The organism is Nostoc sp. NMS2 (genome assembly GCF_017115105.1).
In the GTDB taxonomy this organism is placed as follows: domain Bacteria; phylum Cyanobacteriota; class Cyanobacteriia; order Cyanobacteriales; family Nostocaceae; genus Nostoc.
Window position 1 is genome coordinate 17,438 of the sequence record NZ_JABXKH010000025.1, and the last position, 21,374, is coordinate 38,811.

At 42.9% G+C, this 21,374-nt stretch carries 23 protein-coding genes; 9 read left to right on the top strand and 14 right to left on the bottom strand.

Going from position 1 to position 21,374, the window contains the following annotated elements; translation table 11 throughout:
- Positions 1 to 118 precede the first annotated feature (118 nt).
- Both HWQ36_RS01990 and HWQ36_RS01995 read left to right on the top strand, forming a co-directional pair.
- Positions 119 to 1,870: a DUF3685 domain-containing protein gene (locus HWQ36_RS01990; protein WP_292697532.1), complete on the top strand. Its 1,752-nt coding sequence runs from the start codon at positions 119 to 121 to the stop codon at positions 1,868 to 1,870.
- A gap of 233 nt (positions 1,871 to 2,103) precedes the next feature.
- The gene (locus tag HWQ36_RS01995) at positions 2,104 to 2,823 is read left to right on the top strand and encodes a phosphatidate cytidylyltransferase (protein ID WP_292697534.1); all 720 of its coding nucleotides are present in this window, start codon (positions 2,104 to 2,106) and stop codon (positions 2,821 to 2,823) included.
- A 5-nt stretch (positions 2,824 to 2,828) separates the two neighbouring features.
- Here HWQ36_RS01995 and HWQ36_RS02000 read toward each other — a convergent pair whose 3' ends face one another.
- The 5 genes from HWQ36_RS02000 to HWQ36_RS02020 all read right to left on the bottom strand — a co-directional run bounded on the left by HWQ36_RS02000 (position 2,829) and on the right by HWQ36_RS02020 (position 7,977).
- Positions 2,829 to 3,116: a hypothetical protein gene (locus tag HWQ36_RS02000; protein WP_292697536.1), complete on the bottom strand. Its 288-nt coding sequence runs from the start codon at positions 3,114 to 3,116 to the stop codon at positions 2,829 to 2,831.
- 280 nt (positions 3,117 to 3,396) lie between these two features.
- A complete protein-coding gene (locus HWQ36_RS02005) occupies positions 3,397 to 4,848 on the bottom strand; it encodes an NAD(P)/FAD-dependent oxidoreductase (protein ID WP_292697538.1) in 1,452 nt (483 codons plus the stop codon).
- A gap of 162 nt (positions 4,849 to 5,010) precedes the next feature.
- A complete protein-coding gene (gene cobD / locus HWQ36_RS02010; RefSeq protein WP_292697540.1) occupies positions 5,011 to 6,075 on the bottom strand; it encodes a threonine-phosphate decarboxylase CobD in 1,065 nt (354 codons plus the stop codon).
- Between the two features lie 26 nt (positions 6,076 to 6,101).
- Entirely contained in the window at positions 6,102 to 6,386 is a 285-nt protein-coding gene (locus HWQ36_RS02015) for an HU family DNA-binding protein (RefSeq protein ID WP_010998076.1), read from the bottom strand.
- Positions 6,387 to 7,335: 949 nt separating this feature from the next.
- Positions 7,336 to 7,977 (bottom strand): Uma2 family endonuclease, encoded by a 642-nt coding sequence (locus HWQ36_RS02020; protein ID WP_292697566.1) that lies wholly within the window; start codon positions 7,975 to 7,977, stop codon positions 7,336 to 7,338.
- Positions 7,978 to 8,088: 111 nt separating this feature from the next.
- On the opposite strand from HWQ36_RS02020, the gene HWQ36_RS02025 reads away from it, so the two are divergent.
- Genes HWQ36_RS02025 through HWQ36_RS02035 form a run of 3 tightly spaced genes read left to right on the top strand, consistent with a single transcriptional unit; the run spans position 8,089 to position 9,507 of the window.
- Entirely contained in the window at positions 8,089 to 8,709 is a 621-nt protein-coding gene (locus HWQ36_RS02025) for a Uma2 family endonuclease (RefSeq protein WP_292697568.1), read from the top strand.
- 58 nt (positions 8,710 to 8,767) lie between these two features.
- Positions 8,768 to 9,058, top strand: a complete 291-nt coding sequence (locus HWQ36_RS02030; protein ID WP_292697570.1) for a DUF2281 domain-containing protein — start codon at positions 8,768 to 8,770, stop codon at positions 9,056 to 9,058.
- Entirely contained in the window at positions 9,058 to 9,507 is a 450-nt protein-coding gene (locus tag HWQ36_RS02035) for a type II toxin-antitoxin system VapC family toxin (RefSeq protein ID WP_292697572.1), read from the top strand. Before HWQ36_RS02030 ends, HWQ36_RS02035 begins: the two co-directional genes overlap by 1 nt.
- A gap of 63 nt (positions 9,508 to 9,570) precedes the next feature.
- Here the strand turns inward: HWQ36_RS02035 and HWQ36_RS02040 are convergent, their stop codons facing one another.
- The 6 genes from HWQ36_RS02040 to HWQ36_RS02065 form a co-directional block, all read right to left on the bottom strand.
- Complete coding sequence (locus HWQ36_RS02040) at positions 9,571 to 10,146, bottom strand: Uma2 family endonuclease (RefSeq protein ID WP_292697574.1); 576 nt, start codon at positions 10,144 to 10,146, stop codon at positions 9,571 to 9,573.
- A 275-nt stretch (positions 10,147 to 10,421) separates the two neighbouring features.
- On the bottom strand, positions 10,422 to 10,664 hold the full coding sequence (locus HWQ36_RS02045; protein ID WP_292697577.1) for a hypothetical protein: 243 nt from the start codon (positions 10,662 to 10,664) through the stop codon (positions 10,422 to 10,424).
- Positions 10,665 to 10,825: 161 nt separating this feature from the next.
- The gene (locus HWQ36_RS02050; protein ID WP_292697579.1) at positions 10,826 to 13,189 is read right to left on the bottom strand and encodes a type IV pilus secretin family protein; all 2,364 of its coding nucleotides are present in this window, start codon (positions 13,187 to 13,189) and stop codon (positions 10,826 to 10,828) included.
- Positions 13,190 to 13,346: 157 nt separating this feature from the next.
- Entirely contained in the window at positions 13,347 to 14,111 is a 765-nt protein-coding gene (locus HWQ36_RS02055) for a pilus assembly protein PilO (protein ID WP_292697581.1), read from the bottom strand.
- Positions 14,108 to 14,884, bottom strand: coding sequence for a PilN domain-containing protein (locus tag HWQ36_RS02060; RefSeq protein ID WP_292697583.1), 777 nt, complete (start codon positions 14,882 to 14,884; stop codon positions 14,108 to 14,110). Before HWQ36_RS02060 ends, HWQ36_RS02055 begins: the two co-directional genes overlap by 4 nt.
- Positions 14,885 to 14,977: 93 nt before the next feature.
- Positions 14,978 to 16,084 carry a type IV pilus biogenesis protein PilM gene (locus HWQ36_RS02065; protein ID WP_292697585.1) on the bottom strand — a complete coding sequence of 369 codons (1,107 nt, stop codon included), beginning with the start codon at positions 16,082 to 16,084 and terminating at the stop codon, positions 14,978 to 14,980.
- A gap of 153 nt (positions 16,085 to 16,237) precedes the next feature.
- Here HWQ36_RS02065 and HWQ36_RS02070 point away from each other — a divergent pair, with 153 nt between their 5' ends.
- A complete protein-coding gene (locus HWQ36_RS02070; RefSeq protein WP_292697587.1) occupies positions 16,238 to 17,536 on the top strand; it encodes a sugar ABC transporter substrate-binding protein in 1,299 nt (432 codons plus the stop codon).
- Positions 17,537 to 17,572: 36 nt separating this feature from the next.
- Here the strand turns inward: HWQ36_RS02070 and HWQ36_RS02075 are convergent, their stop codons facing one another.
- From HWQ36_RS02075 to HWQ36_RS02085, 3 genes are all read right to left on the bottom strand, one after another.
- A complete protein-coding gene (locus HWQ36_RS02075; RefSeq protein ID WP_292697588.1) occupies positions 17,573 to 18,859 on the bottom strand; it encodes a folylpolyglutamate synthase/dihydrofolate synthase family protein in 1,287 nt (428 codons plus the stop codon).
- 229 nt (positions 18,860 to 19,088) lie between these two features.
- Positions 19,089 to 19,214 carry a photosystem II protein Y gene (locus tag HWQ36_RS02080; RefSeq protein WP_292697590.1) on the bottom strand — a complete coding sequence of 42 codons (126 nt, stop codon included), beginning with the start codon at positions 19,212 to 19,214 and terminating at the stop codon, positions 19,089 to 19,091.
- A gap of 242 nt (positions 19,215 to 19,456) precedes the next feature.
- A complete protein-coding gene (locus HWQ36_RS02085; RefSeq protein ID WP_292697592.1) occupies positions 19,457 to 19,990 on the bottom strand; it encodes a gamma carbonic anhydrase family protein in 534 nt (177 codons plus the stop codon).
- 15 nt (positions 19,991 to 20,005) lie between these two features.
- On the opposite strand from HWQ36_RS02085, the gene HWQ36_RS02090 reads away from it, so the two are divergent.
- From HWQ36_RS02090 to HWQ36_RS02100, 3 genes are all read left to right on the top strand, one after another.
- On the top strand, positions 20,006 to 20,194 hold the full coding sequence (locus HWQ36_RS02090) for a hypothetical protein (RefSeq protein ID WP_292697594.1): 189 nt from the start codon (positions 20,006 to 20,008) through the stop codon (positions 20,192 to 20,194).
- Positions 20,195 to 20,230: 36 nt separating this feature from the next.
- Complete coding sequence (locus tag HWQ36_RS02095; protein WP_292697596.1) at positions 20,231 to 20,743, top strand: TIGR02652 family protein; 513 nt, start codon at positions 20,231 to 20,233, stop codon at positions 20,741 to 20,743.
- 93 nt (positions 20,744 to 20,836) lie between these two features.
- Entirely contained in the window at positions 20,837 to 21,280 is a 444-nt protein-coding gene (locus tag HWQ36_RS02100; protein WP_229552196.1) for a VOC family protein, read from the top strand.
- The last annotated feature ends 94 nt before the right edge of the window (positions 21,281 to 21,374 follow it).

Here is a 21,374-nt window from a genome sequence, read left to right on the forward strand (position 1 = left end):
GGCAATTATGATCGATTTATTCAGTTTGCGAAAACAGGTAACAATGGGGGAGACAAAGTTTTGTATCAAAGCTGTTTTCTGATTGGTAAAAAACAGTGCTTGTATAATTGAGTAGAGTATGAGCGATCGCCCTTTAAGATTATTGTTATTCGACCAAGACCCGATTTTTCGTCTGGGATTACGGGTGGCTTTGGAAGCAATTCCTAACCTGGAAGTAACAGGAGTAGTAGAAACTGATACCACTGCCTTGCAGATTCTAGCAGAAATTGCCCAAGAAGACCCTAAACAGGTAAATTTGGTGGTTTTGGAATTCGGTAATGGTCGCTCCACCACCAGCCAGCAGCTAGGTTTACAATTCTGTCGGCAACTCAAAGCCTTATATCCCAACCTGCCAATTCTGCTTCTTAGTTCTGTGCAAGAACAAGGATTGCTATTAGCTGCCAAATCTATTGGTGTAAATGGCTACTGCCCCAAAGGTACACCACTTCCTGAGTTAGTCGCTGCCATGCAAGAAGTTGCAGATGGTGGTTCCTACTGGTTCCAAGACACGCAAGCAATAATAACAGACGCAATTAATCGCGTCTCTCCCTACTCCCCACTCCCTTTTTCTAGACTGCGAAATAATTTACGTTTGTCAGGAATTGGTTACATTGACGCTACCCTAGCCGCAGTCATAGCACAATTACAAGTTCCTGGATTACCAGTACTAGATCGGGCAATTCTAGCTGGACAGAGGCGAGAGTTACTAGCGGCTCGTTGGTTGCTAAATCGGTTGTTAGCTTCATCACAAGAAAGGCAAGAGGAAGATATTCCGGTTGCTGATGAGCCGCCTCTCATCCCTTCATTGAGTAGTGCCATTCAGCCACGGCAAACTGTTTCACCTTTACTTAGTTTGGGAACACTACAATCTAACTTGTTTGCATCTTGCGTTACCAAACTTCAATTTTCTTTGAAAAATGTCACAGATGTACCTTTAGAAATTGACATATTTCGTGAAGAGAAAAAGCGGGAATTGCTTTATCTTATCCTGCAAAAATTGACTGAACAGTTGGATGAACTGCGTGCTTCTCAACTCGATGTAAATCAATTATATGAGGTAAAAAATATCTTATTGCGCGACTTATGGCAAGCAGCAATTACAGATTTTTTTGGAAAATTTTCTCGAATCCGAATAGGAAATCAAAATATAGAAGTTGTTAATTTATTGCTGCAAAATATAGAAGTTGTACAAAGAGATATTCTCAACAAAATTCCGCTGGTTTTTGAGTTATATTCTTATCTAATCTTTCAAACAGAATTGAGAATTGATAATACATCATATCCTGTATTAGGTGCTGAAGCTAAGTCCCAAGCATTAATGATTTTAGAGAACTTGTTGATTCAGGTAGCGAATGGAGTAGTGCAACCACTGTTAAATTCTTTAGCAGATGTGGAAGTTATGAAACAAAATTTATATGGGAGACAATTTATTTCTACCAGAGAGATTGAACGGTTTAGAAACGATTTATCGTGGAAGTATCGTCTAATTAATTATATAAATGAGCCGAAAGCAGTTTTTGAAAGTCGCTACGACCTATTTGTTATTGCTCCTCGTGGTATTGCCAACACTTCAGTTTATGCTCCTCGGAATCAGGAGTTAGCAAATTTTTCTAATATTCCTTTAATAGTGACATTGTTTCTAGAATTTAGTGATGCGATCGCACCGCGTTTAAAATCACTATTATCTTTTTTAGGTAGCGGTATAGTCTTCATCCTTACCCAAATAATTGGTCGTGGTTTAGGTTTAATCGGTCGTGGTATTCTTCAAGGTATTGGTAGCGTTTCGTTACTAGAAAAGAATCTTAGACGAAATAGCGATCGCACTAAGTGAAGGGGGATGAGGGAGATGTGGTTCGACTTCGCTCACCAACCGGGAGATGAGGGGGAAATATAGCGGTTCTCGAATGGAAGCAATACAGTTTGACCTCTCTCCAAACCTCTCTCCTAAGAGGAGAGAGGCTTTGAATCTTACTCCCCTTCCCTTGTAGGGAAGGGGCTGGGGGTTAGGTCTGTATTGCACTCAACTGAGAACTGCTATAACCAATGACAAATGACAAATGACAAATGACAAATGATTTTATCGGGTTAGCAATTTCTTATATTTACGCGATTAGTCTGCTTGTCGTTGGCGAGGGACTGCGTAGGTTGTTTAATGTAAAGCCGGATTTGACCCGCAAGGTAATCCATATTGGTGCAGGGATGTGGGTTTTCGGTGTCCTGCTGCTATTTAATCGCTGGGAAATCGGAATTATACCTTTTGCTACCTTTATAGGACTCAACTACCTGTTATACCGCTACCGAATTATCGGCGCGATGGATACTCAGGATAGCTCACCTGGTACAGTTTATTTCGCTATCTCAGTAACACTACTTTTCGGGCTACTGTGGCGACCAGATGGGCCAGTAGATAGCGTTGCGATCGCTGTTGCTGGGATAATGGCGATGACTTGGGGTGATGCACTAGCAGCATTAATCGGTAGACGCTTCGGGCAGCATAAATACCAAGTGGGAAATTCTGTGCGTTCCTGGGAGGGTTCGGCAGCAATGTTTGTGGCGAGTACGGTAGTGATTTTCTTGGTGCTGTTGCTGCTACCTGGTTCATCGCTGAGTCCCCTAGCAACGCCTTTAAGTTTAGGGTTGGCATTGTTGACGGCAGTGATAGCTGCTACTTTCGCCACTCTAGCAGAGGCAGTCTCACCCCACGGCACAGATAACCTCAGTGTGCCTTTAGTCGCGGCTGGCGTAGTGTGGATAATAAAACAAAATCTTCACCTGTTCTTTTAGAATTTTCAAAATTCCGACTTCAAAGGTGCAACTTCCGACTTCAAAGGTGCAACTTCCGACTTCAAAGGCTCAACTTCCGAGTTCAAAGGTGCAACTTCCGAGTTCAAAGGTGCAACTTCCGAGTTCAAAGGCTCAACTTCCGACTTCAAAGGTGCAACTTCCGACTTCAGAGGCTCAACTTCCGACTTCAAAGGTGCAACTTCCGAGTTCAAAGGCTCAACTTCCGAGTTCAAAGGTGCAACTTCCGAGTTCAGAGGCTCAACTTCCGAGTTCAGAGCTAGTATTGAATACAAAACTCACCTTGACAGCGCCACTTTGCACTCATAAATCAATACAGTTCAGTTAAGCATTTCTTCCTTATAGCGGTTCCCTGTTGAGTGAGGTACAAAAACCCCACCCCCAAACCCCCTCCCCGCTCTTCGATAGGGGGCTATGAAGTACCTCATTTGATTAGGAAAAGCTATATCTTCCTTTGCGTCCTTCTCTTCGAGACGCTGCGCGAACGCATCCTTCGCGGTTTGTTAAAAAAATAACTTTGACAAAAAGTTCTAACCTTAACTGAACCGTATTGACTCACAAATTCCAATTGCGGCGGAAATGGAAGAAACCTTCTAAAAACTCTTGCCAAGCAATATCGCTATTTAACGTCTGCTTACTCCACTCTCTTGCAGCTTGTTCTAGAATTTCTGAGAAACTGGGATAGACAGGAGATAGATTTGCTAAATCTTTGACTTTAATTTTTTGGGACATTGCTAAGGCAATCAAATTAATTAATTCTCCCGCTTCTGCTCCTAATATCGAAGCTCCCAAAATTTCGCCATTGCGTAGCACAATTAATTTACACATACCAGTGGTTTCGTCCCGAAGTTGGGCTGCTGCCACTGTTTTAAAATATTGACGCAAAACTAAAACTTCGTCTCGACTAAATAGGCGTTTTACTTGTGCCTCCGTCAAACCCACTTGCGCCACCATCGGCACAGAAAACATTGCCCAAGGAATGGAGCGATAATTTACTCGTAATCTGGGGAAAAAGAGGGCATTGTTCAGGGCAATTTTTGCTTCATAATTAGCGATATTAGCAAAGTCGTAACCACCGATTACATCACCACAAGCGTAAATGCGGTGGTTAGTGGTTTGTAGTTTGTCATTCACTACCAAACTACGCCGATGCCATTTCACGCCTACCGTTGCCAAATTTAGGGATTCAATATTTGGCTGTTGTCCAGTCGCCACTAAAATTTCATCAGTTTCAATGGCCTTATCTCCTGCTTGAATCCACTTTTTATTCTTAATGAGCCTCACCTGAATTACTGGTTTATCGGTGAGGACGCACACACCTTCGACTTCCAACTGTGCCTGAAGCAATATGGCTATTTCCGGGTCAATATGGGAGAGAACATAAGGATGCTTGACTACTAGCGTCACACTGCAACCAAACCGCGCTAAAGTTTGAGCGATTTCAATGCTTTGGGGAGTTCCACCGATAATTGCCCAAAAATTGGGTAATGTCCCTCCTTGTAAAGATTGCCAAATATTAGAAAGGGTTAGATAGCCAGTGTCTTGCAATCCCTCAATCTCTGGAATTTCTGGACGCGAACCACTGGCTAGCAAATAAGTACGGGCGTGTAGTAGGCGATTATTAACGGCAAAAGCCAGTTGGGGTGAAGATTGAAATTGACCACTGCCAACAATGACATCTACCCCCAGCGCGGCTAGGATGGCGGGAGAATGCTGTTCTTTGAGATTTGCGGCGACGCATTGAGCATACAGCATCGCTTCTTGCCATGCCATAGATATGTGGCATTCTTCTGTATCAGTGTGTGTGGCATGAATACCAAAACTAGCGGCATCATTCAACTTCTGCGCCAGTTTACCGATTTCGGTAAGAGCATGGTGATGAGTAAACCCATAGTCTACTTTAGGTTCCACCAAGGCGACTGTAGCACGTAGTTGGGTTGCAGCCAGAGCAGCGTAGTATCCAGCAAGACTGCCGCCAATAATTACAACATCGTAGTCAATAGTCATTTGTCATTTGTCATTTGTCATTAGGCACAAGGGGCAGGGAGCAGGGGAGCAGGGGGGATAAGAGGTAATTTATTTTTATTCTCACCCTTGCCCCCTGCCCCCTGCTCCCCGGCTTCCTACCCTCATCCCCCGGTTGGTGAGCGAAGTCGAACCACATCCCCCTCATCCCCACTCCCCACTCAGCGCTGTTAGTAAGCGTTGGTTATCAGACTCTCCACGTACAGCAACCCGGAAAAAGCGATCGCCTAGTTCTTTAAAACTAAGGCAATCACGGATTAAAATCTGGTGATGCTTGAGTAATTTTTGCTGTAACTGCGAAGTAGACTCTTGAGACTCAACCAGTAAAAAGTTAGCAGCACTTACTTGGGGTTGCAATCCTGATATTTCAGCCAAACCCTGAAAGAGTTGGTTTCGTGCAGGTGGTAGCCATGCCCAGGTTTGCTGCTGAAACTCTGTATCTTGGAGGGCTGCAATTGCCGCCGCCGCCGCTAGGGTGTTTACGGGCCAAGGGTCACGCCATTGCTGCCATTTAGCTAGGCAGTCGGGGTGGGCGATCGCATATCCTAATCGCAATCCTGGGAGACTGTAAAATTTGGTTAGCGATCGCAATATTACTAAATTCGCATATTCCTGCACCACCGGAATCAGGCTTTGTTCCTCATTGGGCGGCACAAAATCCATAAATGCTTCATCCACCACAACCAAAGCAAATTGCTCCAGGTAGGGCAAAATAGAGTCCCGTGAAAATAGCTTTCCGGTTGGGTTGTGGGGGTTATTCAACAATAGTCCTTTGTCATTTGTCCTTTGTCCTTTGTCAAGGAATAATGACCAATGACCAGTGACCAATGACAAAGGACACTCCAGCACATTAGCGTTATACGCTGCCAAGGTTCGGTAATAGTCACCAAAGGCTGGAGTGATTAAAGTTGTCGCGGCTAATTGAGCTAATTCCCTACCTATTAAAGTGAGTAATTCTGCGGAGCCGTTACCCGGCAGAATCCACTCAGGAGGCAGTTTATGGAAGTGACTGAGAGCTAGTCTCAGTTCACTATAGTTTGGATCTGGATAGTGCTTAAGATTACCAAGCTGGGACAGTATAGCAGCGATCGCGCTGTTTGGAGGCCCCAACGGGCTGATGCTAGCAGAAAAATCCAGAATAGCATCAGGGGGACAGCCAGCCAGTGCTGCTGCCCAGGCTAAATTTCCCCCGTGTGCAGGTTGCCGCATTAAAAAAGGGTTCCCGAAGACAGAACCTATGCTTTTGGGGGTGCTACCTTTTCTCTAAACAGTTTGCCTGCGGAGAAAGCAGGAACCCTGGTTGCAGGAATTTCCATCTTTTCATTTGTTTTCGGGTTGCGACCTTCGCGGGCTTTACGTTCGCGTGATTCAAATGAGCCAAATCCCACCAATGTCACCTTATCACCAGAGGAAACCGCTTCAATAATCGTTTCCAAAGCGGCAGTTAAGACTGCATCCGCTTGTTTCTTGGTAACACTAGCCTTTTCAGCTACGGCATCAACTAATTCACCTTTGTTCATGTCAAACTCCTGAAGGTTTACTTGAGATTCTTTACGGATGCACCCTGGTACACCTGTACTGAAATCTTTGTGATCGGGAATACAAAAATCATCCTTTGGGAGTATTTTTACTCAAAACGGCTGTACATCCCATCGGCTCGACTTTTCAATGAATCATTCTAAAGCGTTGTAGCCTGATGTGGATAGATGAAACCATTAATTTATATAGATTTCAGGATTTTTTGTAATTTTAGGGTACTTGTTTCACTAAAAACCACCCCAAAAGTAGGAAAAAATACCTAGTAAATCCCGCAATTGCCAAGAAAACAGGGGAGTGAGGAGGTGGGAAATGGTAAGCATTTGTTGGGATTAATTACCGATGTTGAAGAGTTATTGCTGATATTAAACAATTTTTAGAGAAATCGAAGACACAAGTTCCCGATTTCTCTAAAAAGTCAGTGATTTTGCTCACTTTTCATGTCATCTGGAAAATCCAACACGAAATTTAACCCTTTAGCGAACTTATTTAGTAGGGAAGGGGGAAAAATTAAAGCCTCTGCCCTACAAGGCTATCCATTAGTCACATCTTTCTTAACATTTGTGGTAAGTAGGTTGACGCAATTAAAGCTAACTGGCAAGGGCTATCATTTGTCATTGGAGACTTCCAACAAATAAATTATCCAATCTTGTGGCGTGGGCAACACGAGCGCCAATACAGTTCGGTTAAGGTTTTTGATGAAAATTAATACATCGCAAAGACGCGATAAATCGCCGTCAAGACGAAAGACTAATTATTGTAGAGACGGCAATTCATCGCGTCTCTTGTCTTATTAGCGGCTGCGAAAACTTCTTCTGGTGCGTCCGTTATGCAAATAACGAATCCAGGCACTCAACAAACCCTTGTAAGAAAAATGCCGAAATTCCTTAAATATGTGGCTGTTGAATATCCGCACATTCATACCAGAGTGAGTCAATCCCTAGCAGAAATTTTCTGTTGCACCCAAGCCCGAAAAGCACGGGTAGTAGCAATTTCTCCATTCTTTTTAGTTTCTTGGATAAATTGATGAATCTCCTTTACTGACACAGGCGCAAAAGTAGGGCTGGTTTGAACTTCTGAGTATTGTCCACCTGCAAGCGTGTAGACTCGCAACACACTGCCGTTATAACGCCAAAATTCAGGGACTCCCATCGCAGCATAAAGCCTCAGCTTGTCTATTGCAGACCTGGAATATTCCACCTCTAACACAAGGTCAGGTGGCGGGTCGGTGGCGATGTTAATATTTTCTTTATCTCGAACTAAGGCTTCATTTTGAATATAGTAGCTACTATCTGGCTCTGCTCCCTTCTCTAAATCATCTCGCGTTAAAGTTAGCGAACCAGCGCGTTTAATTTCCCAGCCCAACTCTTCGCACAACACGCCAACAAAAACCTCTATTAAGCGATTTGAGTTCTCGTGCGGCATTTGTGGGGTCATAATTTCTAAGGTTCCATTGTCATAAGCAAATCGAGAATTACGTTCTGAACCCGTTTCCGCCAGCATGGTTTTAAATGTTTGCCAACTGATATTTTGGAGTAAAACCCTATTTTCTGCGGATGTTGTTATTGCCACCATAGTTTAGTTCTCCGCAACAAACCTTTTTGAGTACTGTACCTCTTAATATTACTGTTAAGGCTGAACGTAAGAAAGCGATATGATCGAAATGACTACTAGAGGCGATACATTATGACTCAAGCCATACCAAAACTAGTAACCTTTGAAGATTTTGCAGCGTGGCGACCCGAAGGTGGAAGATATGAATTACATGATGGAGTGATTGTTGAAATGGCACAACCAGTAGGAGACCATGAGGATGTTGTTGGGTTTTTGGTTGAAAAAATTGCTATTGAGTACGTTCGTAATGGTCTACCTTATACAATCCCCAAAACTGCGCTGGTAAAACCCACTAATTCGGAATCTGCCTATTCCCCAGATGTGCTATTACTCAATCGCCCTAATTTAATAAATGAGCCGCTATGGAAAAAAGAATCAACTGTCAGCCTTGCAGCATCAATTCCCTTAGTAGTTGAGGTAGTTAGTACTAACTGGGATGATGACTACTACACAAAACAGGGTAAATATGAGGGTATTGGAATTCCTGAATACTGGGTTGTAGATTATCTCGGTCTAGGCGCTAAAAAGTTCACTGGCAACCCCAAACAGCCTACTATATCTATTTATCAATTAATCGATGGTGAATACCAAGTTACTCAATTTAGAGGCAGCAATCGCATCGTCTCGCCTACTTTCTCGGAATTGAATTTAACCGCAGAACAGATTTTTCAAGCTGGAGGTCTACCAACGTAGCCATAACCCCACTTACTATTTTATGCTATTAAAAAATGTCAGTTAAAGAGGCGTAAATATGAAAATCAAAGAACAACTTATCGAAGAAATTGAATCAGCATCAGATGCAATTTTGACTGAAACACTTAATTTTTTACGTTTTTTGAAAACAAAGCAAACCCAAGTGCAACCAACACAACATCTAGTAGAATCTGCTAGTCATACTACTGTTAATTCCACAGGAAGCTCACTTCTAGAACATCTGAAAACTATAGGTACTTGGGAAGGTGACGACTTAGAGGAGTGTCTGAAGCTAGTAATTGCTAGCCGTGGTCAAGCAGAGTTTAATGAAGATAATCCTTTTGAATAATGTACCTAATCGATACAAATCACTGTAGTCTAGCTATTTTAGGTAATGTCAATATATTAAGTCGCTTTGCTGAGGTTGAAAACAGTCTAGTTTCAACTTGTGTCATTGTGGAGGGAGAATTAATAGATATGGCAACACGTTCTCAAAAGCAACAAAGTAATTTAGCATTAGTACAAAATTTTGTTAGAGGTATTTATATTTACAATATTGATCGGCAAACTGCTAATACTTATGGTCAACTCAAAGCTGCTTTATTCAATAAATTTGCACCAAAAGAAAAAAGCAAGCGCAGAAGAACTAAGATAACTGATTTAGGTTTTGGTGAAAATGACTTATGGATTGCTTCTATTGCTCTGCAACAAAATCTCACCATTGTCTCAACCGATAGCGATTTTCAGCGTATTCAACAAGTCAGAACATTATCTGTTGAGTCTTGGCTGACAATCTGAAAACTCATATTTTTTCAAATCTTTTTATAGTATATGAGAACTGTGATTCACAGACCGAGCCTTTTACCAAATTCTTTGTACATGGAGTACAAAACCAGGTAATATATCCTCCCCGGAAATAGTTTGAGGAAATTTTAAAACTTCTACATCTTGTCCTGGACGATAAATTTCTACTTCCTGTTTTTTTCGGTTGATCAACCAACCTAGACGACAACCATTTTCGATATACTCTTGCATCTTGTTCTGAGTTTTTTTCAAGCTGTCATTAGGCGAAAGTATCTCGATCACAAAATCAGGACATAAGGGAATAAATTTTTCTTTTTGTTCTTTAGTCAAAGCATCCCAACGAGATTTTTCCACCCAAGAAACATCTGGAGAACGGTCAGCCCCTGAAGGTAAAGTAAATCCAGTTGATGAATCAAAAACTTCGCCCAATTGATTTTGGTCGTTCCAGAACCATATTTGAGCGTTAATAGTAGAATTACTTTTTCCTGTTTCTCCTCCTGTAGGTGGCATTATAATTAACTCTCCCTCGGCATTGCGTTCTAATTTTAAATCGGGGTTTTCTTCACACAATTGATAAAACTGCTCTCTTGTTAGTTTAATTACAGAATTGAGGTTTAATGTAAGTGCTGTCATAAGAGTATTTCCCGTTTTTATTAGCTGACTGGGCTAGAAACCTATATCCATATATTATATTTCAAGGGCTTTCTCGGCAATTATACCAACACCATCTGTTGCGCTGAGTAACACCCCAGAATGAATATAACGCGATGTGCAACTTATTCTTAAAACCCCTCTCCAAACCTCTCCCCGAAACGGAGAGAGGCTTTGATTATTGCTCCCCTTCCCTGGTAGGGAAGGGGTTGGGGGTTAGGTTTGAGAATAAAGTATGGCGTAATAATAAGTTATTTTCATTCTTCTCTACCCTGTAGCCCACCTCTGCGACTGGCGAGTTCTTTTTCGATTTCATCTTCATCTAATAAATGTTTACCAGAAGCAACAATCTTAGTGCGAATTTGCTGCAAACGTTCTCCCAATGGGGTTTTATTTGCAGAGTTTTTCAAACCAAGAAATTCGACAAAATCCAAAACTTCCTCTTGTTTGTCTTGTGGAAGAGAACGCCATTTTGTTAATAACTCTTGTTCTGGACTCATTAGTATTCACCCACTAGTGTTACTACTTTTATTGTGATTGAGTATTCTTATTCTAGAATGACATTTAAAATCCTACTTGTGAACAAGAAGATCCCCGACTTCTTAAAGAAGTCGGGGATCTGAGCCTTTGGCAGAAGTGAACTACCTGGTCATTATTTTTATTACCTGCCAGGAATCTTCAACCCTCGACGCTCAAGAATTTGCCGCACTTCTGGGCTAGGGGTGTAGTTATAGCCATAGGAGGAGTTCTCTGTGTCATCCATAATTTGAGGTGTGAGCAACACAATCACCTCATTCCGCTGGTTCTGTCTGTTTGTACTTCTAAATAGCGAACCAATTAGTGGAAGATCACCCAAGATGGGAATTTTGGAAACAGTTGTCCGGTCTGAATCTTGAATGATGCCCGAAAGAATTAGTGTTTGACCATCTCTCAAGCGAATCGAGCCAGAATTAAGAGAGCGCTCAGATACCAAGAATATTTGTTGGGTATCACCTCCTCCAACATTGATGGTAGCTGGAGCTTGGGGTGCCTTAACAACAGGAGCCACCGATAGAGAGATAAAACCGTTATCATCAATCCGCTCAACTTTGACAGCTAGAGTTAAACCTACTCTGTCTTTTTCGGCTGAAATCGTTTCTGTGGCAAGATTCGCATCGCGAACGATTTCCCTTTTAATATTGCCTACCACTTCCTGAGTCAGGTTAACATTAGCGGTTTGACCTTCTTGGACAATTAAGGTCGGGTCTGTCAAAATCTTGGCGTTGCCATTTTGCACTTGAGCCTGCAAGCTAGCAAGAAGACGTTTAGGGAACTGGAATATGGTGGGTAAGGCGTATGTGGTAGTTGAAGGGGTTGTCGTGGTTTGCTGCTGAAACTGAGTCGGTGTACCAGTAGTAGGATTAATCGCAGTTGGCACAATTGAAGTTGTACTTGTTCCTGGTGTAAATGCTGTAATACCTGGTTGTAGTGGATTAGAGTTTGTGCCAGCGGTAGCTGTTCCTGTATTTGGGTCTATAAAAATATTTGAGCTTTGAAGTGGATTAGCTGTTGTAGGTGTACTAGTCACACTGCTCGACGTTTCAGCTCTTGTAGCTGGTCTGGAACCACCAAAATTTAGAGATGCTGCACCACCATCATTTGTAAAGTAGTTGTTACCAACCCCAAAGGAAAAGCTAGTGTTGTAGTCCTGGGTGTTCAAGAGGTTAACATCGATAATCTTGACGTTAACTACCACCTGACGACGGCGGATATCAAGCTGAGTTAGTTGAGCCATCGCCATCTCAACTAGCCGGGGAGGGCCAATTAAGGTTAGAGAATTAGTGCGCTCATCTCCTAATGCCTGTAAACCTCTCAGTAATGGACTAGAGTCTGTATAATTAACGCGTTGAGTTTCAACTCTGCTTTCCGTGGTCGTTTGAGTTTGGGTAATAGGAGCAACTCCAGTACCCACTGGCACAGCATTAACACTGGTAACTTGTCGTTCGCGGCTGACGGCACTTTCTGCCCCCAAACCAACCAAAAAGTTCAGGGCAACCCCCACTGACACCTGATTGAGTCGCAGGCTACGCATAACCATATCACGGGTGGAATTGGGTAGTTTAGGCCCAACAAAAACCGTGCGATTACTGCGGTTAGCTTCCAAACCACTCAAGCGCAAGACGTAGTTAAACACATCTTGCACTGGCTCGTTTTCTATATCTAGGGAGATTGTTTGAGAGGTTGCCTGACCTCCAGCACCGGCAGCTTGCTCGCCTCCGATATAAGCCAGGTTCAAACTAGCAGCACGAGCAAGCAGTGATAAAACCTCACGCACCGGCGCATCTCGCAATACTAAACGGGGTACACGTTCCTGAGTTCCTAAGTCAATGGTGCTAGGAGAAGCATCGGTAGCGGAAATAGCAATGTCTCCCACTGGTGGGGCAACGGCTCTGGGTAAGAAAGGTGGAGCCTGGCTTAGAGGTTGGCCTGGCCCAGCAGCTTGTGCAGGTTTTCCGTCAATGGTGATTTGCGGATTGGGAACAAGAACACCTGGCTTTTGACCAGGTTGGGCTGGAGTAGTAACAGGCGGTGCTGTGGGTGTTGGCGCTGTTGGCGTTGGTGTTGATGCTATAGTGCCTGACGATGGGCTAAAGCTAAGTGTAATTCCATTTTGCGATCGCACCACAGGTTGACTGCTAGGTACGTTGTTATTACCAGTTACCGTCACTCGGATACTATTGGCATCAAGCTGATTAACCTCAACAGATGCAATTCCTGGTGCTGGGTTATCTTGACGAAAACTATTACCTTGTGGTAATCGTAATTGAGTATTGATAACATCTGCGACTAAAGCCTTACCTCTTTTTGTCGTGAAAACTTGGGGGCGCGACCCTGAAGAAGTTTTCAAAGCAACACTAATTCCACCATTAACTGGATTTAACTGGACATTAGTAACTTGACTAATTTGTGCCCAAACTGGTTGAGCCGCCAAAAAGACAAAGGCGGCAGTACCTAATATAAAACTATTACCGTGAAGCTGTTTCACAGTTCATTCCTCACCTAATAAAACCTTGTTTACAAAAACTTTTGAGTAGTTAGTTAAAAGTAAGAAGTTATGAGTGAATAGTTAGGAATGATAACTCCTAACTCACAATTCACAATTCATAATTACTAATTCAAAACTCTTAACTACTCATTTCTAACTACTTTTTCGGGGTAGCTTTAGCTGCGGCTGCGGCTATTTCTTCAGGACTAAGTGGCATTAATACTTGTAGCTGGAATGATGTATTAATCGCTGCTGGCCCTACCCGCATCGGCGTTTTGTCTGATGGGGATCTTGACTCTAGTGGAGCCAAGGTTGCTTGATAATCTTTAATTATTAACAAAGGCTGTAATCGCTCAATGTTACGAATTATCGATTGTGTTTGCTCATAAGTTCCTGTAATTTCGGCATTGATAGTGCTGCGTTGCAGCTTGCCGTCAACCTGTAGTCCTAGAGAACCATCAATAATCGGTTCTGGTTTTTGGGAAACTGGCACAAATTTCTTCAGTTTGGCTCTGACTGCATTAATAGAAGTTGGAGTATTGCCAGACTCAACTAAGCGGTTCAAATCTAACAGCAATGTATCTAAGGTTTTCGCGTTAGCAAATAAACCTAAAACCTGAATTTTTTGCTGTTTTGCCTGTGCTAGCTCTTCTTTAACCTTGTCAATCTGTTTGATATTGGCTTTTTTTTGCTCAATTTGCCCTTGCAGTTCAGAGCTTTTTGCTTGCTGTTGCTGATAGCTTTCCCAAGCTGGCATCAGTAGGTTTAAGAATATATAACCGGCTCCCGCTAAACCAATTACCCCTACCAAGATGCCAATGATTTTTGGCGTGAAGGCAATACCAAATAGCACGGGTGATGGTGTTGCCTGATCGAATTCCCCACCTTGTTCAGCAAAATTTAAATCATCACTCAGCGTCATTTTGAAATGACTCCTGTTTGTTGCATACTACGAATTCGAGTCACTAAACCCACTGTGCCTTTTTTTTCCAACTCCCGAATTAATTCTGAAGCTGGAACGTCGCTCATAGCAGATTGAATAGTGTATTTAACTACTTGGGGTGGCTTAATTATTACACCACTAGGAGGTTGGGCTGCACCTGGTGTTGCGGGAGGATCTACTAACGTTGCCGTTATAATTCTGCTTTCTGTGGACTTCAAGAACCGAGACTGTTGTAAACTCAATAAAAAATCATTGACATCGTTAAAAGAACGAGCCAATCCGGTAATTTCTAATCCCCCGGCGGGATTGTTTGGGGGCTGATCTGCCGCTACCGCAATGGGTGCGATTTGCCTGATGGTTTCGATTTGCACTGCCGTTGGAATGCGATCGCGCAAATCTTGCAGCATTGCTGACCAAGGTCGAATCTGGTCAAATACAGTAACTAAAGCTTGGGTTTCCCCTTTAACTGCATTCGTCTCGGCTTTGATTTTGTTCAGATTTCCTATTTCTGTATCTAATCTCTTGCTTTCCTGATCGAGTTGTGATATTTGAGCATCTAATTCAACAATCTTTCCTTGCAACAACCACCAACTAACTCCCAATAAAGCTGGAAGACTTATACCTAATGCAACTCCCACATACACTGGTGTCAAATTTCCCGTAGGCAGGTTTAGGGATATTCCTCCCTTTCTCTCAGGTTTTTTCTGGTATGCTGGGCGATCTTTAAGAAAGTTAACATCCAAACTGTACATTTTCTCACACCAACTAAGAACAAATATTTACGGTTTGAGAATTCTCAAACAGCGTAACTATCAAAACAGACAATCCAAAATCTAAAATTGGTATTACACCTCCCGCATTCCTAAACCAAGGACAATCGCCAAGCCAGAGCGTTGTACCTGCGGATATTTATCAGTGTCAACTTCTAACGACAAAGACCCTATTGGATCTATTTGGGTAGTTGGCAAGCTCAATCGTTGGGTAAAAAATTCATCTAGCTGTTGGAGTCCACCTCCTGGCCCAGCTAATAAAATCTGCGCTACCTCCAAATTTTCACTTTGATTAAGGTAAAAATCGATAGAACGGCGCAGTTCATCCGTTAGTTCTCCCAATACTCTTAAGATGGCTGCCATACCAGGATCGATTTCGGTAACACCGGTTTTCCCTCCATCTATGGGAGTTGGGGGAATAATCATTCCGTGTAACAGTTCCATATCTCGTGATGTGGGTAAGCTCATTGCCCTTGCTAACGCAGTTTGCATTTGATAAGTCCCGATTGGGACTGTGCGCGAAAATTGCGGTACTCCGTTAACGATGATGGCGATTTCTGTACTGTCAAACTCTATATCAACTAGTACTGCTGCTTCTTGCGGCCCAAATTGTCGCAGTTGCTCACGAATAGTCCGAATCAGGGCAAAACTGTTAATTTCTAAAACATCAATTTGTAGTCCTGCCTGCTCGAATGTACTTATATAGGTATCCGTTATCTCCTTGCGAGTGGCTACTAGAAGTACATGTACTTTTTCAATGCCATCCTCATCTACAAAGTAGTCAAGTTTCTGATAATCTACATCAGCTTCTTCACGGGGATAGGGTAAATACAAACCTGCTTCATGGTTTAGCACCATTTCTCGCAGTTCTTTGTCATCTAACTCCGTTGGCACAGGTATGATCCGAACGATGGAATCTCGCCCTGGTACACCGGTGGCAACACGAGTAGTTTTGATTTTGCTTTCAGCTAGCGCCTGCTGGATTAATTGCGCCATTGCTGCGGGATCGGTGATTTGACCATCGGTAACTACGCCTTCTGGAACTGCTACCGATGTAAAGGTTTCTAGTTTCAAGCCTTGACGCTGTTTGCGTAGCTGAACTACATTTACCCGTTCGGGAGCAAGTTCAATGCCGACCCCTTTATTCGATTTGCCAAATAGACGATTGAGTTTTTGTACCACAGTTGTGTCCGATGGACTGCTAAATTGAAAATTTAAATTTGTTGTGGGTAGAAACGTAATATATTACGTCTCTACGCATAATTTATTTAGCCTATAATCTCGACAATTCTGTCTAAGCTTTTCACACTGATCAAGCGTAAAAATACTGGGAAAATGATTCAATTGCGAAAATTTCAACAACTTCTTGCTTTGGCACTGCTTGGCTTATTAACCAGTTGGATTGTAAGTTGCAGCACAGGTAATGTTAGTACAAATACAAAACAAGCGAATTCGGGAGGCGTAACTATTGAGTTTTGGACAATGCAACTCCAACCTCAATTTACCGACTACTTCAAAAACCTAATTGCGAATTTTGAATCGCAAAATCCAGGTATAAAGATTAACTGGGTTGATGTGCCTTGGGCAGCTATGGAGAACAAAATTTTAACAGCTGTCTCAGCAAAAACGCCACCTGATGTGGTTAACCTCAATCCGGGTTTCGCTTCCCAACTTGCAGGGCGAAATGCCTGGTTAGATTTAGATGCAAAAGTCTCAAACGATATACGTTCCTCCTATCTACCGAATATCTGGAAAGCCAGTACGCTTAATGGCAAGAGTTTTGGATTTCCCTGGTATCTCACCACAAGGTTAACCATTTATAACACTGATTTACTAAAACAGGCAGGTATCAATAAGATACCCGCAACTTACGCAGAATTAGCACAAGCAGCACAACAAATTAAAGATAAGACTGGCAAATATGCCTTTTTTGTAACTTTCGTTCCGCAAGATTCCGGTGAAGTGCTGGAATCTTTCGTGCAAATGGGAGTCACCTTAGTAGATGCTGATGGGAAAGCAGCGTTTAATTCAGCACAAGGTAAGGCAGCTTTTCAATACTGGGTAGACTTGTATAAAAAAGGGCTACTGCCTAAAGAGGCTTTGACACAAGGACATCGCCACGCGATCGATTTATATCAATCTGGAGAAACTGTGTTTCTAGCTTCTGGGCCAGAGTTTCTGAAAACGATCGCTAATAATGCCCCGAAAATCGCCCAAGCTTCGGGAATAGCACCTCAACTCACTGGTGACACAGGCAAGAAAAATGTCGCTGTAATGAACATAGTTATTCCCCGCGACACTAAACAACCAGATGGCGCTGTGAAGTTTGCGTTATTTGTCACCAATGACGAAAATCAATTAGCCTTTGCAAAAGCTGCAAATGTCTTACCTTCTACAGTCAAAGCATTGTCTGATAGTTACTTTAAAGATGTTCCAGCTAATGCTTCAACAATAGAAAAAGCGCGAGTTATGAGTGCTAAAGAACTACAACATGCAGAAATATTAACCCCTAATTTGAAGGATTCCAACAAACTGCAAAAAGCAATTTATGAGAATTTGCAAGCAGCAATGTTAGGGGAGAAGACTGTAGATAAAGCTGTAGAAGATGCGGCGCAGGAGTGGAATCAGAGGTAAATTCGTAATTCGTAATTCGTAATTCGTAATTCGTAATTATGATTTACGAATTATATTGGTGGTTGATAAAAAATCACCTACTAGATAAAGGGAACCACATACAACGATTAAATCGTCTGTGGTAGCGGCTTCTAGGGCTGTGAATAAATCTGGATGGATTTGGCGATCGCTTAATTTGGGACAGAGGCTATAAGCTAGGTTTGTTAAGGAGTTTAGATCGGCAGAAGTTCTACCTGGCCAAGATTCTACTGGTATTGGTACTAAAAAAAGGCGATCGCCTGGCCGTAGCAGGGCGGCAAAAATATCAGCATGATCCTTATCGGCAAACATTCCCATCACCCAATTGACGGGTTTGGGGTTAACTGTGTCTAAGCTATCAACATACTGGCGAAGAACTTGGGCAGCAGCTGTATTATGAGCGCCATCAAGTAATATTTTATGGTTGTTCCAGGTTGTCCATTGCAGCCGCCCTGGCCATTGAGTTTTTGCTATGCCCTTAATTATGGTTTCTTCAGAAATATGCCAACCTTGTTGTTGGAGAATTTCTAAAGCAGCTAAAGCCAAAGCTGAATTTGCTAATTGAATTTGTCCAGCTAACGGCAAAGGATATTTAATTAATTGAGAATTTTGAAGTGTTTGATATTCTGCCCATCCTGTAGCGATTTGACGGGCGGGTTGAGGCGTAAAAATTGGGCATTCTAATTCTAAAGCCCGCGATCGCACAACTTCTTCTGCATCCGGTGGCAATTGCCCAACCACGACAGGACATCCAGGTTTGAGAATACCTGCTTTTTCTCTAGCAATGTCCGCGACAGTGGGGCCAAGTTGCTGCCAATGTTCCCGGCTGATGGAAGTGATGATAGTAACTATGGGTTCCAAGCAGACATTGGTAGCATCTAAGCGTCCTCCTAGTCCGACTTCTACCACAGCCACATCTACTTGCTGCTGGGCAAAATATAACCAAGCAGCCGCCGTAATTACTTCAAACTGAGTTGCGGAATCGTCACCAGCCCGAATAGCCGCTTGGACTTTTTCTAATAATTGGCTCAATTCCTCAGAGGAAATTGGCTGTTCATTCAAACAAATACGTTCCGTCCAATCGACTAAATGGGGGGAAGTGTAGCGTCCTGTGCGATAACCAGCCTCAGTAAGTACCGAGGAAAGATAGGCACAGACGGAACCTTTACCATTAGTGCCAGCAACATGAATTACCGGGACTTGGTGATGAGGATTGCCGAGATTTGCCAATAAGTTGACAATGCGATCGAGTCCCAGATGGACACCAAAGCGTTGCAGGGGTTGTATTACAGAATTAATATCCAAGGAAAGAGGCAGGGGGCAGGGGGCAGGGGGCAGGGGGCAGGGGGCATGAAGAAGAGACAAGGGAGAGGGGGGAGACGGAGAGACTTGTTCAATAATTCCCCCTTGTCCCCCTGCTCACCTGCTCCCTTCCCCTCTGCCTCTTGTGCCCAATGCACCATTAATCGTGATAAAACTGACTGTCTCTGTAAATAGAAACAGGCGGTTCAAAAGTGATGATATTAAGCCGAATTTAGGCTTCCCGATCTAAAAAGCCTTGAATTTGTCTTAAAGCCGCAGCGCCAATATTAAAAACTGCCCAGCTAGCAGCAATGACAACTGGTGCTAAAACAAGCGCTATACGGTAATCGATATCCATATCTAGAACCCCTCTCTTAAGTAGAAATTAAAGTTTTGTCAACTACTCTCATTTTTATTTTTAGCTGAAGTGGGTAACTTTTCCCAATATATATGTAAAGAATGTTTAAATTATTGGGCATTGGGCATTGGGCATGGAGAAGAGACAAGGTAGACAAGGAAGAGACTTAATTTTAATAATTCCCCCTTGTCCCCTTGTCCCCCTTGTCTCCCCCATCTCCCCCTGCTCCCCTGCACCACTCCCTACTCCTTAAGACTTCTAAAGCCTAGATCAGTACCCTTACCAGCATGAACTAAAGCTAACTTTTGGTAACGTTTAGCGTGTTCAATTAGTTCTGCGGCTTCAGCCTCTGTTAATTGTCGTAACACTTTGCCTGGAATACCTACAACTAGTGACAAAGGCGGTATATTTTTAGTTACCACTGCGCCAGCACCGATAATGCTACCAGCACCCACTCGTACCCCGTCTAAAATAACCGCGCCAATGCCAATCAAACTTCCACGCTCAATGTAAGCGGAATGTACCACAGCGCGATGCCCTACGGTAACATGATCTTCTAAAATTGTCGGAAAACCAGGATCGCCATGGAGAATTGCACCATCTTGAATATTTGTGCATTCGCCAATTTCAATCCGTTCTACATCTGCTCTAACTACTGCTCCATACCAAATGCTCACCCCTGCTGCTATATTTACCGAACCCATAACAACAGCATTGGCTGCGATGAAGGCAGCTTGAGAAAAATCAGGAGATGTCCAGTAAGAAGCGGTAGACACGATAGAATATGAATAATGGTACCAAGGAACACTGGAGAAACTCCAACCTTTGAGGCTGGTTGCACGACCAGGATATCACAGCGTCAAGCCTCTACGCTGAGGAAAACACTAGTGAACAATGTTACTGCTGCAACTCTATGTCTGTGCGGTAGTCAACAAGTAACCCAAAGTGGTAGAGCCGAAGTGTATAATCCAATCCACTAGTGCTGGTGAAGACAAAATTATGTTTGTACGCACTTCATGATGAATCCAGGCTTTCAGTACCCGATGTTTGGGCCGGAAATACAGTGTCCCCATTGTCGCCAGACTATTCCGGCGCTGACATTAACAGATACCTATTTGTGTCCGCGTCATGGCGCTTTTGAAGCTAATCCTCAAAATGGAGAGTTAATCCATTTGCAATCAGGCCGTCATTGGCGGAGGTGGAATAATGAATGGTATAGGCAGCATACTCATCCTGATGGTATTCGGTTTGAAATTCACGAAGCATTAGATAAGCTCTATACCCAAGGTTATCGAGCCACAAAAGTGATTATTGCTCGCCGCTATCAGGAATTGATGAGTGGCTATTTAGAACGCAGTACACCTTGGCGTTCTGGACAACCAGAAGTTACTGCGGCTCGACTATACGGCTTACCCGTAGAGTTTAGCCCCGATACCTCAGAAGATGCCTGTTGGGAAGTGATTAATTTTGACTTGGAAAAAGAGCCTGGTGTCCCTGTACGCTACCCTTATTTCAGGTTGTTTGAGTAATGGTCAGTTCTCATTTGTCATTGGTCATTTGTCATTAGTGAATAACAAAGGACAAAGGACAACTGACAACTGACAAAGGACAAAGAACAAATTATGCATCACGCTTCTATTCGGACTGCGAATATTCATCGAGCGATCGCTTTCTACGAACATTTAGGGTTTACAATTTCGGAACGCTTTACTACAGGCTACACCCTAGCTTGCTGGATGGAAGGATTGGGCGGCAGAATTGAACTGATCCAAATTCCTGAGCCAAAGCCAGCCCCAGATGCTTTTGCTGACGAGCATTATGTGGGCTACTATCATCTCTCGTTCGATTTAACTGAGATTACACCAGATTTACCTAGCTGGTTGACAAATTTACAAGAACGTGTATTACTTGCTGCTGAGAGTCAAACCGAAGAATTACAACCGTTGAAGGTACTTTTAGAACCGACACAACAGCAAATAGGCGATCGCATTTACGAAGTGGCTTTCATCGCCGATACTGATGGCTTACCTCTAGAATTCATTCGGGTTTTAGCAAAACTGCCATAATTTAGCTTTTTTATTACCTTTATTGCTAATATATTGTTTTTCTGTATTGTTGCCGAGGTAACAGATTTTTTTGCCACATTAAACTCTGGTCACT

Excerpts from the sequence above, each read along its gene's own strand:
- HWQ36_RS02055 (WP_292697581.1), bottom strand. The coding sequence starts at position 14,111 with ATGACGCTGAGTGATGATTTAAATTTTGCTGAACAAGGTGGGGAATTC.
- cobD (WP_292697540.1), bottom strand. The coding sequence starts at position 6,075 with ATGCGGCAACCTGCACACGGGGGAAATTTAGCCTGGGCAGCAGCACTG.
- HWQ36_RS02005 (WP_292697538.1), bottom strand. The coding sequence starts at position 4,848 with ATGACTATTGACTACGATGTTGTAATTATTGGCGGCAGTCTTGCTGGA.
- HWQ36_RS02045 (WP_292697577.1), bottom strand. The coding sequence starts at position 10,664 with ATGAGTCCAGAACAAGAGTTATTAACAAAATGGCGTTCTCTTCCACAA.
- HWQ36_RS02060 (WP_292697583.1), bottom strand. The coding sequence starts at position 14,884 with ATGTACAGTTTGGATGTTAACTTTCTTAAAGATCGCCCAGCATACCAG.
- HWQ36_RS02100 (WP_229552196.1), top strand. The coding sequence starts at position 20,837 with ATGCATCACGCTTCTATTCGGACTGCGAATATTCATCGAGCGATCGCT.
- HWQ36_RS01995 (WP_292697534.1), top strand. The coding sequence starts at position 2,104 with ATGACAAATGATTTTATCGGGTTAGCAATTTCTTATATTTACGCGATT.
- HWQ36_RS02090 (WP_292697594.1), top strand. The coding sequence starts at position 20,006 with ATGGTACCAAGGAACACTGGAGAAACTCCAACCTTTGAGGCTGGTTGC.
- HWQ36_RS02020 (WP_292697566.1), bottom strand. The coding sequence starts at position 7,977 with ATGGTGGCAATAACAACATCCGCAGAAAATAGGGTTTTACTCCAAAAT.
- HWQ36_RS02035 (WP_292697572.1), top strand. The coding sequence starts at position 9,058 with ATGTACCTAATCGATACAAATCACTGTAGTCTAGCTATTTTAGGTAAT.
- HWQ36_RS02025 (WP_292697568.1), top strand. The coding sequence starts at position 8,089 with ATGACTCAAGCCATACCAAAACTAGTAACCTTTGAAGATTTTGCAGCG.
- HWQ36_RS02080 (WP_292697590.1), bottom strand. The coding sequence starts at position 19,214 with ATGGATATCGATTACCGTATAGCGCTTGTTTTAGCACCAGTTGTCATT.
- HWQ36_RS02015 (WP_010998076.1), bottom strand. The coding sequence starts at position 6,386 with ATGAACAAAGGTGAATTAGTTGATGCCGTAGCTGAAAAGGCTAGTGTT.
- HWQ36_RS01990 (WP_292697532.1), top strand. The coding sequence starts at position 119 with ATGAGCGATCGCCCTTTAAGATTATTGTTATTCGACCAAGACCCGATT.
- HWQ36_RS02040 (WP_292697574.1), bottom strand. The coding sequence starts at position 10,146 with ATGACAGCACTTACATTAAACCTCAATTCTGTAATTAAACTAACAAGA.
- HWQ36_RS02030 (WP_292697570.1), top strand. The coding sequence starts at position 8,768 with ATGAAAATCAAAGAACAACTTATCGAAGAAATTGAATCAGCATCAGAT.
- HWQ36_RS02095 (WP_292697596.1), top strand. The coding sequence starts at position 20,231 with ATGATGAATCCAGGCTTTCAGTACCCGATGTTTGGGCCGGAAATACAG.
- HWQ36_RS02070 (WP_292697587.1), top strand. The coding sequence starts at position 16,238 with ATGATTCAATTGCGAAAATTTCAACAACTTCTTGCTTTGGCACTGCTT.